Source organism: Arthrobacter globiformis (assembly GCF_003261175.1).
GTDB lineage: Bacteria > Actinomycetota > Actinomycetes > Actinomycetales > Micrococcaceae > Arthrobacter > Arthrobacter globiformis_A.
Genome location: NZ_QLNP01000063.1, coordinates 204659 through 216702, shown reverse-complemented (window position 1 = coordinate 216702; position 12044 = coordinate 204659). Strand labels below are relative to the sequence as shown.

Here is a 12044-nt window from a genome sequence, read left to right as displayed (position 1 = left end):
TGTTAGCGGCCATGAAAAACTGCCCGTAGGCGGCCACGGAAATGCCCACTGACGGCCAGTAGAACTGCCCGTTGGTGGCCATGAGATCTGCCCACTTCCTTACTGAACCTGCCGCGTCTTAAGCGGTGGGGGCCTCTCCCCGGGATTTGATGACGGTGTCTAGTCGCACCAAATGTCGTCCCAGGAAGAGGCCCTGTATGAAGCATGACGGAGAAATCATGGAAATTCTTGCTGCCTACGATCTGACCGGATCGTTGCGCGCCACGGCCGAGCTCACGGGCTGTTCGCACCACACTGTAGCCAGGCATGTAGCGGCACGGGACGCCGGCCGGCCGATCGCCGAACCCGCGCCCAGGCCCCGGGTCACGGACACTTACCTGCCCAAGATCGAGGAATGGGTCGAGGCGTCCAAAGGACGGATCCGTGCCGATAAAGCCCACGCGAAGCTCCTCGCCATGGGTTACGCGGGGTCCGAGCGATCCACCCGCCGGGCGATCGCGCAGGTCAAGGCCGCGTGGCGGCTGGGACACACCCGCGTTCACCGACCGTGGATCACCGAGCCCGGGATGTGGCTGCAGTACGACTTCGGCGACGGACCACGGATCGGCGGGGTGAAGACCATCCTGTTCGTGGCCTGGCTGGCGTTCTCGAGGTTCAGGATCGTGATCCCGTTGCGGGACCGGACCGCGCCGAGCGTGTTCGCCGCTCTGGACCGCTGCTTCCGGATCCTGGGCGGGGCACCGACCTATGTCCTCACGGACAACGAGAAAACTGTGACCACGGCCCACGTGGCCGGGGTGCCGGTGCGGAACCAGCAAACCCTGGACTTCGCCCGCCACTACGGGGTCACAGTGCTGACCTGCCAGCCGGCGGACCCCGCCACCAAGGGCGGGGTCGAAGCGTCCGTGAAGCTAGCCAAGGCCGATATCGTCCCAAAAGAGACCAACCTGCGGGCGGACTACGGTTCCTTCACCGCTCTCGAGGCGGCCTGCGAGGCATTCATGGACGAGGTGAACAACCGGGAGCACCGCACCATCCGGCGCAAACCGGCAGCGGTGCTGGCAGAGGAACAGCTCCGGCTGCACCGGATCCCGGAGACCGCGCACACGGTCGCGTTCGGAGTGGCCCGCACCGTCCCGGAGAACACCCCGATGGTCACCTTCGAGAACGCCCAGTACTCCGTGCCCGCGCATCTGCTCGGCGCGAGGGTGTTCGTCCGCTCCCACGGCACCGGGCCCGATGAACAGGTCATCATCGTCCACCACGGCTCCGCCGGTCCGGTCGAGGTCGCCCGTCATCACCGGGCCAGGCCCGGCAGCCCCGCGATCATCGAAGAGCACTTTCCCGGAACCAGGACCAGGATCCCGGGCGACTACGCAGTGAAGGCCCGCAACGCCGGTGAGGCCGAGTTCCTTGCCATCGGCGAGGGCGCGAGGACCTGGCTCGTGGAAGCCGCCGGGACCGGGACGGCCCGGATGAACGTGAAAATGGCTGAGGCCGTGACGCTGGCCAAAATCGCCGGCGCCGAGGCGGTGGACCGGGCCCTGGGTGACGCCGCGCTTCATGGCCGCTTCGCTCACGGCGATCTGGCCTCGATCCTGAACGCCAACATCCGACGCACCACTACCCACGCCGCGGACGAGACCCGGTCCCTGACCCAGGGCACCAGTGCATGGGCCGGCCTGGGCACTGAACCCGCCCCTGTGAAGGAGCAGAACCGATGAGCCCTGTCAGCACCACGAACACGACCGCCCCGCCCCTGCCGGCCGAACTCGAAGCACTGATGCGGCAGCTCAAAATGCCCCACGCCCGGGCTTTGGCCCCGGAGCTGATTGCGACCGCACGCGCCCAGCGCTGGGAACCGGCAGAGATCATCAAGGCACTGTTCACCGAGGAAACAGCCGGCCGGGCCCGGTCCATGCTCGCCACCCGGCGCAAGGCAGCAGGCTTCCCCACGGGGAAAACCTTCGACGCCTGGGACCCCGCCGTCTCCTCGATCCCCGCGCCGACCCAGCAGGCCCTGCGCACCCTGGAATGGATCGGCCGGCGGGAGAACCTGGTCGTCTGCGGACCGTCCGGCACGGGGAAAACATTCTTCCTCGAAGCCCTCGGCCAGCAAGCCGTCGAAGCCGGCATGCGCGTGGCCTGGTTCAGGCTCGAGGACCTCGGCGCCCTGATCCGGGCCCACCGCACCGACGACAGCGTCACCCGGGCCGTCGCCAGAATCCTACGCGCCGAACTCGTCGTGATCGATGACATCGGGCTCCTGCCGGTGGCCACCGACGCCGCCGAAGGCCTCTACCGGGTCGTGGACGCAGCCTACGAAAAGCGCTCCGTCGCGATCTCATCGAACCTTCACCCGGCAGGCTTTGACGAGCTCATGCCCAAAACCCTGGCCACCGCCACCGTGGACCGGCTGCTGCACCACGCCCATGTCTGCCAGACCAGCGGCGATTCCATCCGCCTCACCCAGGCCCTCGCGGGAAAAGGAGTCACCCAACTGAACTGACACGACCCCACGATGGCCAACCCCGCCGAAACCTTCAGTGGGCAGATCTGTTGGCCATCACCGGGCAGTTTTACTGGCCACCAGCGGGCACATTAACTGGCCGCCCGTGGGCACAAACTACTGGCCATTGACACACCCCAGTCCTAGCTGCCATTCCGCCGCTTGCTTGTGTGCCACGCAGCAGAGCGCTGGTTCAGGCCACTATTTTGTCTGCTTCCCCATGCCCCGCGACCCCAGCCGAGGCCTGCGGCGCCGATCCTCTCCGTAAGAAAAGGAACAACCGTGACTAGTCACACCACCCCCGCCGGTCACTCCCCCGTCACCACCCCCGCCGAAGGGCAAAGCATTCACCAGTTCGACCTCTCACCGGAAGGGCTCGCCGACACGCTGGCCCACCAAGAGGACCCGGACAGCCTCGTCTACCCCGGCAACAGCTGACGGCCCGAACCATCGAAGCGCGCCAGATCTGCCCGTTTTGTAGTTCCTCCCGCACCCGGCCCACCAGCGTTATCGGCGGAGGGCAAGGAAGGGCCTGTTCAAATAAGGCACACCCCACCCTGACGTCAGGCGCGTCTCCGAAAAGCGTCAGAATAGACTTCTTTTTCCTAATTGCTGACACACCCTCTCGAAGGTCTTAGGTGTAAACCTGACATACGTGGCTTAGGACGGTCCTCCACCGCGACATCCTGAAGATATCTCGCACCAGCCATAATTATGCTCAAACCCCGATCGCCCGGTTGGCACGACGCCGGAGGCCGGCTCGCGGTACCGTGAGCACTACACTGCCGAGCATGACCGGCTGGCTTGGGTGGATGCACCCGGTAACCATCCATCGGTGCAAGGAATTGTCAGTTCGAAGGGAAGGGACGTAAGCCCCTAGAGGGTACCGCTGTGCTACATGAAATCGTAAACAAGAGCCAATGGCTCTTGAGTCTCAAGTTCGTCGCCTACCCGCCCGTAATCGCGATGTGGCCTCGCTACTCCGTCCCGCGCTCTCAGCGTCGCCACTGGACTGCAGAAACGGCTGTCGTCGCGTACTTCATCCCACTGCCTGAGCCGTTGGACGTTCCCCACTTATACGAAGTACCGATAACTGAGGTACTCGACCCCAGAGACGAGTCACCTTCCGTCTTTTTGGAGAAACGCCAGGGTGTAGAGAGTGTGTTCCGGATGAAGGTGCGATTCCACCAATCCGAACACACGGTGTCTTCTCCCGCCGTCACGGCCGTAATGGACGCACTGGGCGGAAAAGACAACGTGAACGCACCGTTCTTAGACCGGCCTCGAAGCATCACGGTTGCCGAGGTATCAGGCCCCATGGCACTAGCGGACGAAGATGGGCTAACAATGGGATTCGATAGCGCACTTGAAGTCTTGCGCACCTTTCAGAGATCGCATCATATGGTCACCACGAGACCTTTGAGTCTCGTGGTCAGAAAGAGCCTTCCGCCAGTACTTCCGGTGATGATTTCCGGCGGTGAAATATTCGCAAAACCTGAGATGAGCCTATTCTTGGTGAACCAGGACGAGCAGCATGCGAGCCGCGTCCGCGGTCCCGAACTACCCTGGGAAAAGCTCCGAGGGTTGACGCTAGCTTTCAACGACTACTCCCCAAATCTGTTTAGCGCCTTCAGTGATATGCGACGAGAGGGGCGCCTCGCATATGCACGAGGCGAAAACTTGTCCGCCATCATTCTCGCTGGCGCCGCCGCCGAGGCACTGCTGGTGGAGATCATGCTCCTCATGATGTGGGAAGAAGATTTGGATTGCACATCAGTGGCGAAAATTTTGGATACCAAAGATACGGTCACGAAGAAGGTGACGTCGCAGTTTGCAGGCCGGCTGGGGGGCCAGTGGAACACCAGGCAGCCAGGGCCCATTCGTGACTGGCGGGTCAATCTAGCGGACTTGCGCAATAGCGCCGTACATGCGGGTCACTTTCCTGATGACCGGATGATACAAGGTGCTTTTGAAAGCCTCGAGGCGCTTGAGCGCTATATTGGTGACCGGCTGGTCGCTAATATGCGGAAGTATTCTGCAACCACGAAAATATTTCTGGGTGACGACGGCCTGGCCCGCCGAGGGCAGATACTCAAATTTCAAGAGATGGTTAGACAGGACAACTTGTATCCTCCCCCGGCGCCCGGCCAGTACTTTCGACGCTGGAAGCAAGAAGTAGCGCGCATTCGAGCGGGGCGTCATGTCGGTTGCGAGGAGAACTTAGAACTCATCCTGGTCAGTTACCCCAACGGACTTCATCGCTGGTTCGTGCAGGACTCTACGAATGGGCTTGCTGCCGAAGTACCGCCCCCCGTACTGAATGAAAATCTAGCCCTAACAGTTTCCAAGCTAATGTCTCAGGTGCCTTCCAAGCCAGTGTCTGCTCTTATACACGGCCACAGGGTCACCGCGGGAGCTGTCCTTCGGTGGCAGTGCATCGGTGAACTGAATCCAGCCCATCCCTATCGTCGTTGGGAGGTATGCCTGATCCCTCCCCCTGCACGTTCAGCGGAGAGTTCGGAGAGCTAGCCGAAGTCAACGTGTGCTGGCAGTCCGTCCCTAGCATCGCGATCGTTCAGGCGGGTCAGTTCACGCAGGCGACCGCCAACGGTCCTCCTAACGGGATGGCGCATCACTTCTCACCGGCCTGCAACTTCAAAAGAGCAAGACATTCGGCAGCGTGGAGGTGTCCGTGATCCGCCGCCTGAGCCAGACGCTTGAATGCCTTGACGAGATCACCCTGATCGGCGGCCCTTTTCCCCGACTCACAGAGAGCATCCAGATGCCCCAATACCGCTGCTTTCTCCAGGAGCACGGCCGCTTCGGCAGCGTCCCCTCTCTTTCCCTCCTCTAACAAAGACTGCGCCAACAAGTACATGCCGTCCGAAGATCCGCGATTGGCGGCCGCTCTGAATAGAGCTTGCCCATCTTGCAACTCGCCTTCCTCAATGAGGAGGAGGCCAAGATTGAGTCTGGCTTGGTCCTCACCTGCTGCAATCCCCAACGCGTATTGCGACTTAGCATCTTCTATTCGACCTTGGCGGACGTAAATGACGCCTAGATCAGTAATCGAGCCAGGAAGTTTCTGCTCGACCGCTCTCCTGAGTAGCCTTTCCGCCTCATCGTAGTTCCCTTCTTCAGCAAGCTTTCTTGCAACCATCGCAAGTCCGGCGGCTCCACCTCGTTTGGCGGCCCTCTCAAACAGACGCTCTGCTTCTAGCTGTTGCCCCTTGGCGGCCATTATGGAACCGAGCCAGCCCATGGCTGCGGGATTTCCCCGCTTCACAGCTTCGCGCAGGAGCGGCTCCACTTCATCGCTCTTGCCCTGCTTCTTGGACAACATGGCCAATTGAAAGAGGGCGGCTCCGTCCCCCTTGCTCTGTGCCTTACGATACCAAGCCTCAGCGGCTGTGACGTTGCCCTGCAGCTCCAGCTGCAGACCGTAATTGGTCATGCCTAGAGGACTTCCCGCCTCTGCAGCCCGTTTGTGCCATGCGATTCCCTCAGCCGTTTCACCGCGGCCAATGAGTATGTAGCCGAGGTTTGTCATAGCCGATCCCTCCCCGGCGCCGGCCGCCTGCTGGAGAAGTTTTTCGGCGTCCTCCGTTTTTCCTTCCCGTAGCAATTTGACCGCGAGTCCGGTCACTCCGCGCGGATTTCCGGCCTCCGCGGCCTTGGTGTCCCAGACTTTTGCTTCGCCAATCTGATCCTGTCGCTCAAGACTGATTGCATAGTTGACCATTGCGTTCGAGTCGCCCAATCGAGCTGCACGTTCGAAGAATGCCGCGGCGATGTCATCATGACCGGCGAATTGCGCATTGATGCCTGCGCTCGTCAGCTGCCCGGGAGGCACATCACTTTTCACGGCCGCCCGCCAGACCTGTGATGTAACCGGCACACCGGACGAGGCAACATGGTCCACCAGATAATCGAAGGGACGCAGGCTGCCGTCCTGGGTCAGTTCCAGCAGGCTGAAGAGGCCACCGCCGACAGTCTTTGCAGTGGACCATTTCAAGCCGGCGTCGAGCTCCTCAGCTGATGGCCGAGATTTGCTGCTAGCGGCGTATGTACTAACGAGGGCCCGGGCGACAGCCTCCGGGATTGCATCACCGATCCCAGACCGCTGCCAGTCAATGGCTGCCAATACGAAAGCTCTCCCGACAGGATTAGTGGAACGACCGGCATCTAACCGCTCTACGGCTAGGAATCCTCCACCGAGGTAAGTACCCAAACCGTAGTTCAAGATACCCCTGCGTAGTTCCGGGTTTCTGCTCAGGCTCGCCAGCCTCTGGCTTTCAACAGTTTCGTCGGTAAGGTGCACCCTTGTGAAGCATTGCAAGGTTTCCCACTGCGTTCTAGGTTGATCATTATTCGGCATGAACCCTTCGAATAGGCTAGACCGCATGGTCGCCACGACGATATTCCCGCTCTTCTGAAGGCCCTCAATCCACCTTGCCTTCGCGTTTTTTGAATCCTGAAGATACCTCTCGAGATCATCCAGCCACACCACGTGCTGCTCGGGCATATCGCCGGCGTTCATGACATTCGCTAAGCCGTCTGGGGGGTCCGGAATGAACACGCGCTTACCGGGAAAGAGCTCTTGCACAAGTTCCGCCGCCATCCGAGTCTTCCCTGCCATAGAGGAACCTAGGATTAGGACCGGCTCAAGCCGAGCGAGTGCCTTCTTTGTCTCCTCTTCGGCATCCCGATGTAAGTAGGGAGTTTCGATCCAAGACTGGTGGACGCCCCACATCCGGAGTGGAATGTCCTTGGCAAGCAGACCGGTCATCGATTCGGGTCCACTGGTCCGCATATTTTGCTGTCGAATTGCTACCGCAGCGTCCGTGGCTTTGTGCCTTTCCTTCACGAACGGTACAAGGACCGCCAAAACGGCGCAGGCAATCATGAGGGACCCTAAGATCCACGGGTCCCATCCGACGCGGGTGAGGAAGGTATTGGCGGCCGCGAGTATGACGATGCAAGCAAGCAACCCAAGGCTAGATTCGCGGCGCTTCCGTGAGCGCCAAGATGACGGCAAAGGTTCCCCCTGAAGATCTCTATTGGACAGCTCTGAGCAGCGTCCCTTTCGGAAAGTTTAGGCAAGAAGCTTCTGCATCCACGCCACCCGAAGGTGAAGGGAAAGTCGGGAATGGAATGGATGAGACTACGTTGGCTTTCTCATCTTTCTTGTTGGAAGTGAATCCTTCGCGGATTCGAATCGATCTGACTGGCCCCGTCGCGCGAACTTCACCACCCCGTATCAGGAGGTCCTCATGCCCAGGAAGGCCGACGAAGTCTTCCAGGGACCCCTCGATGCGCTCGTTTGTTGGCATTCCGAGGACACCCTGCAGGACCGGAGAGGGTTTATTTGCCACCGGGCATCAGTTTCGCTGCCCAGTCGACGGCCGTGTCCATCGCTGCAGCTGACGGCGTCGGCACGGGCTCGCCCTTCATTGCAGGATGCTCGCCGAAAACTCTTGCGGCGAATGATCTCCGTAGGTCGTCTTTCACTTCCGAGCTATCAACAGCGCGTAGGTACGCGTCAAATGTCATGAGTTGCACTGCAAGCGCGGAAGCCCAGTTGGCCATCGATCTATGTTGGTGCGCCTGCCTGGCAAAGTAACCGGCGAGGCCAAACACACCACCAACGAAGACGGCGCGCTGAATTAGGTGGACGTAGTCTCCTTGGGCAACGTCTAGCCACACCAATCCGAAGCTGTGGCCAGCTAAGAAAATCCCAGTCGCCCCGGCGCCAGCGAATGCCATAACGACCGTTAGCTTGCGGAAGGTGTTTGCTGCCTGCTTTTCTTCCGCCGCCAGCTCGCTGTAGTAAGACGACAGTGCGGCATCACCCGTTATTCCGGCAGCGTCCGAGGCAGCAGTCGCAGAGGCTTCGGCTTTCTTCTTCTGCTCCTGAATCTGTTCAACAACACCCTCAACATCTTCGAGGAGACGCGTTACTTCCCTCCGACGCAGATCGTTGAGGGCCGTTACTGCTAGCTGAACCGCCGCTCGTGTTGCCGCAGTCCCGCCAATCCGGTCCAGGAAGTCACCTACCTGGGCGGTGAGCAGTTCAACATTCTTTCTGAAATCCGAGGCGACCTGGGCGGGCGCTTTTACTTGTCGATAAGCGAGTCCAGTAATTCCCTCTAGGCTCTGCGCCGTGTAAAGAGCACCACTGCCCACGAACCACGCATACTCTCCGTCAATATGTGCACCGCCGTTCATCGCCAGATCAGCATCTACTTCCTGGATGGAGTGCTCGTTCAGAAAGGTATGTAGGACATAAAAAACTTCACGGACCATCTCGGCCACAACGGGAGAATCAAATCTCGTCGAGAAGGAATCGTGCTCAACTACCGGCTTAGCTTCCTCGACCTTCCCGTACAGCTCAAAGTAGGCCTCAGTTCCTGCCCTCGCCACTTGTCTCCTCCGCGTATTTGCACCCCCACGGGGTTGTTAGCGTTCTTCCCGCTGCGAGATTCTAGCGTAGCGGGCGAACAGAAGTGATGCCGGGACGATACGGTATCGCCTAACAGGGCTTCGGGCGTCCGGCCTCATTCTTGTGCAGTCGCGGCCGACGTTCGCAGAGAATCGCACTGCCTGAGGTCGGGATCCGCTGTGACAACCCGGCGGAGACATCCCGCCGACTCTCACGAACACTGATTGAAAGTCCGCGGTTCTTTGCAACGCCGATAACAGCGCATATGTAAGCCTGGGCGCGAGCTGTTCTCGACGGTTTAGGGCGATATCATCCGTGCGGGCGACTGGTCCTTTAGCCTAGGTTGCGATCCGGCCAGTCCACATAGAAGCCGTCGCCGTCGACATAGAAGATGCACTTGCCGTCCGACGAAGGCGCAACCGGGACTGAGCGCCAAGGGAGCGTTTCCTTGTCCTGTTGGTGAGGGCGTTGCGGAGGTCGCGTTGGGCGACCTCGCCGGAGAGACTGAGGAATTCGTAATTTCAGGAGTCCTTCACAATTTGCTGGTGCCAGTTCGAAATCTCGTCCAACAAGCCGTTGGACAAAGTCTGCGGGTGCTGCCCCTGACCCCCTTCAGGGTCTTTTTCATGGTCGTGTTCAGGGACCGTTCGTGCTCAGGCGCTGCTGCCGGGTACCAAGACAATTGCTCCTAGTCAGTAGTTCGTGCAGCAGCAGGCGTGACCACACGGCAATTGTGCAACAGGTTGTTGCGCAATTGGTTCAGGCCAGGTGGAGGTCTATGCCTGTAGAACAGGTTGCGCCGGCAACGTTCCTTCATTTCAGGGACTCGCCGCGCACTCATCACCTGGCTAAAACTCGGTCGCCGATTTTCGGCGCCCAACGGGCGATCGCTGAATCGCAGGTTGGCGACGCCGAGACCGCTCAGTGAGCCGACTCGATCAACTCCGACATCGCCAGTCCGACAGCCATCCTGTGCCCGGTTGCTGGCACTAAGCCGACCCGGAAGCGCTTGTACTACAAGTACCACGCTTGTATCCTAGGTCTACGGGCGATGTCGCCCCTACTTTCCCAAGGAGAATCCATGAGCACCGTCGACCTCATCCGGCACGTCAAACTTTCCACCGCCCGCCTTCCGCTGGCCGTCCCGATCAGCGACGCGAAGGTGTTCACCGGCCGCCAGAAGCCCATGACCGAAGTCGTCTTCCTCTTCGCCGAGATCACCACCGAACAGGGCCACACCGGCCTCGGCTTCAGCTACTCCAAGCGCGCCGGCGGCCCCGCCCAGTACGCCCATGCCAAGGAAGTCGCCGAAGGAATCATCGGCGAGGACCCGAACGACATCGGCAAGCTCTACACCAAACTCCTCTGGGCCGGCGCCTCCGTGGGCCGCTCAGGCGTCGCCACCCAGGCCCTCGCCGCCATCGACATCGCCCTCTACGACCTCAAGGCCAAGCGCGCCGGCCTCCCCCTGGCCAAGCTCCTGGGCTCCTACCGCGACTCCGTCCAGACCTACAACACCTCCGGCGGCTTCCTGAACGCCACCCTCGACGAGGTGAAGGCCCGCGCCACGCAGTCCGTCGATGAGGGCATCGGCGGCATCAAGATCAAGGTGGGCCTCCCGGACACCAAGGAAGACCTTCGCCGCGTTGCAGGCATCCGCGACCACATCGGCTGGGACGTGCCGCTCATGGTCGACGCCAACCAGCAGTGGGACCGCGCCACGGCGCTGCGCATGGGCCGCCAGCTCGAGGAATTCAACCTCATCTGGATCGAAGAGCCGCTGGACGCCTACGACTTCCAAGGCCACGCCCACCTCGCGCAGGTGCTGGACACCCCCATCGCCACCGGCGAAATGCTCGCCTCCGTCGCCGAACACAAGGGCCTCATCGCCGCCAACGGCTGCGACATCATCCAGCCCGACGCCCCGCGCGTCGGCGGCATCACCCAGTTCCTCCGCCTGGCGGCCCTCGCGGACGAACGCGGCCTGGGCCTCGCCCCGCACTTCGCCATGGAAATCCACCTGCACCTCGCCGCCGCCTACCCCCGCGAACCGTGGGTGGAGCACTTCGACTGGCTGGACCCGCTGTTCAACGAACGTCTCGAAACCAAGGACGGCCGCATGATCGTTCCGGACCGCCCGGGCCTCGGCGTCAGCCTCAGCGACCAGGCCCGCGCGTGGACCACCGAAACTGCGGAATTCGGCGCGTAACCTTGAATCCATGAGCCGGAACCTGACCGCGGAGCTCGCCGCCGACCTTCGCACCCGCATCGTCGACGGCGTCATCCAGCCCGGCGAAAAGCTTCCGAGCGAAAACACCCTCATCGGTGAGTTCGGCGTCAGCCGGACAGTCGTCCGGTCCGCGCTCACGCGGCTCCAGGCAGAAGGTCTCGTGGAAACCGAACGCGGGCGGGGCAGCTTCGCGCTGACCCCGCCCACGGGAAGTCCGACGTCGGGCCAGCCCACCAGGGCTGTGGTCACCGCCGAGGACCGGCTGCACCTGCTCGAATTCCGGATGGGCGTGGAAACCGAAGCCGCAGCGCTGGCGGCCGGAAACCGGACAGAGCGGCAGCTGAACGCCATCCGGCAAGCCCTGGCGGAGTTCACGGACAGCGTCGAGCACCCGGCGCACGCCATGAAGGCAGACTTCGAGTTCCACAAGGCCGTGGCCGCAGCGTCGGGCAACCCCTTCTACACGGACTGCCTTGCCTCCCTCGGCCAGACGATGATCGCCATGCCGCGCACCCGCCTGATGACCGGCGTCGAGCATTACGCCCGGGACCATTTCGAACAGGTGGTCCATGAGCACGGATCCATCTTCGCCGCCATTACAGACGCCGACGGAGCGGCGGCCTCCGCTGCCATGCGGAACCACCTGGCCAACTCGCGGCGCCGCCTTCGCGCCGGACGCGAATAGGCGCCCAACGGGTGATCCTCGAGGCCGGCTGCCCTGTTACGGCGGTAAAGGCCGACGTCGGGCCCCGGTAGCGAGCAGCAGTTCCCTGCGGGTATCGCGCCATGCAATATGCGTGTTGGACGGGCATGAAACCCACTGCTTACAGTTAATAGGTGCTGTGGCGAGGACCACAACGGCC

At 61.5% G+C, this 12044-nt stretch carries 8 protein-coding genes; 6 read left to right on the top strand and 2 right to left on the bottom strand.

What is annotated here, in order from left to right:
• Nucleotides 1-197: 197 nt before the first annotated feature.
• The 4 genes from istA to DBZ45_RS06935 all read left to right on the top strand — a co-directional run bounded on the left by istA (nucleotide 198) and on the right by DBZ45_RS06935 (nucleotide 5038).
• On the top strand, nucleotides 198-1724 hold the full coding sequence (gene istA / locus DBZ45_RS06945) for an IS21 family transposase (protein ID WP_190243005.1): 1527 nt from the start codon (nucleotides 198-200) through the stop codon (nucleotides 1722-1724).
• The gene (istB, locus tag DBZ45_RS06940) at nucleotides 1721-2509 is read left to right on the top strand and encodes an IS21-like element helper ATPase IstB (RefSeq protein ID WP_111902704.1); all 789 of its coding nucleotides are present in this window, start codon (nucleotides 1721-1723) and stop codon (nucleotides 2507-2509) included. Before istA ends, istB begins: the two co-directional genes overlap by 4 nt.
• 282 nt (nucleotides 2510-2791) lie before the next feature.
• Nucleotides 2792-2947: a hypothetical protein gene (locus DBZ45_RS22910; protein ID WP_190243045.1), complete on the top strand. Its 156-nt coding sequence runs from the start codon at nucleotides 2792-2794 to the stop codon at nucleotides 2945-2947.
• Nucleotides 2948-3679: 732 nt separating this feature from the next.
• A complete protein-coding gene (locus DBZ45_RS06935) occupies nucleotides 3680-5038 on the top strand; it encodes a hypothetical protein (protein WP_146617460.1) in 1359 nt (452 codons plus the stop codon).
• Nucleotides 5039-5141: 103 nt separating this feature from the next.
• On the opposite strand, the gene DBZ45_RS06930 is transcribed toward DBZ45_RS06935, so the two are convergent.
• Complete coding sequence (locus DBZ45_RS06930) at nucleotides 5142-7298, bottom strand: tetratricopeptide repeat protein (protein WP_190243044.1); 2157 nt, start codon at nucleotides 7296-7298, stop codon at nucleotides 5142-5144.
• A gap of 575 nt (nucleotides 7299-7873) precedes the next feature.
• Nucleotides 7874-8932, bottom strand: coding sequence for a hypothetical protein (locus DBZ45_RS06925; protein ID WP_111903184.1), 1059 nt, complete (start codon nucleotides 8930-8932; stop codon nucleotides 7874-7876).
• A 1100-nt stretch (nucleotides 8933-10032) separates the two neighbouring features.
• On the opposite strand from DBZ45_RS06925, the gene DBZ45_RS06920 reads away from it, so the two are divergent.
• Nucleotides 10033-11160, top strand: a complete 1128-nt coding sequence (locus tag DBZ45_RS06920; RefSeq protein WP_111903183.1) for an L-talarate/galactarate dehydratase — start codon at nucleotides 10033-10035, stop codon at nucleotides 11158-11160.
• Between the two features lie 10 nt (nucleotides 11161-11170).
• On the top strand, nucleotides 11171-11866 hold the full coding sequence (locus DBZ45_RS06915) for a FadR/GntR family transcriptional regulator (RefSeq protein ID WP_111903182.1): 696 nt from the start codon (nucleotides 11171-11173) through the stop codon (nucleotides 11864-11866).
• The last annotated feature ends 178 nt before the right edge of the window (nucleotides 11867-12044 follow it).

Bases quoted from the DNA above. Each gene is read 5' to 3' on its own strand.
- DBZ45_RS06930 (WP_190243044.1), bottom strand. From the start codon at position 7,298: ATGACCGGTCTGCTTGCCAAGGACATTCCACTCCGGATGTGGGGCGTC.
- DBZ45_RS06935 (WP_146617460.1), top strand. From the start codon at position 3,680: ATGAAGGTGCGATTCCACCAATCCGAACACACGGTGTCTTCTCCCGCC.
- DBZ45_RS06920 (WP_111903183.1), top strand. From the start codon at position 10,033: ATGAGCACCGTCGACCTCATCCGGCACGTCAAACTTTCCACCGCCCGC.
- DBZ45_RS06915 (WP_111903182.1), top strand. From the start codon at position 11,171: ATGAGCCGGAACCTGACCGCGGAGCTCGCCGCCGACCTTCGCACCCGC.
- istB (WP_111902704.1), top strand. From the start codon at position 1,721: ATGAGCCCTGTCAGCACCACGAACACGACCGCCCCGCCCCTGCCGGCC.
- istA (WP_190243005.1), top strand. From the start codon at position 198: ATGAAGCATGACGGAGAAATCATGGAAATTCTTGCTGCCTACGATCTG.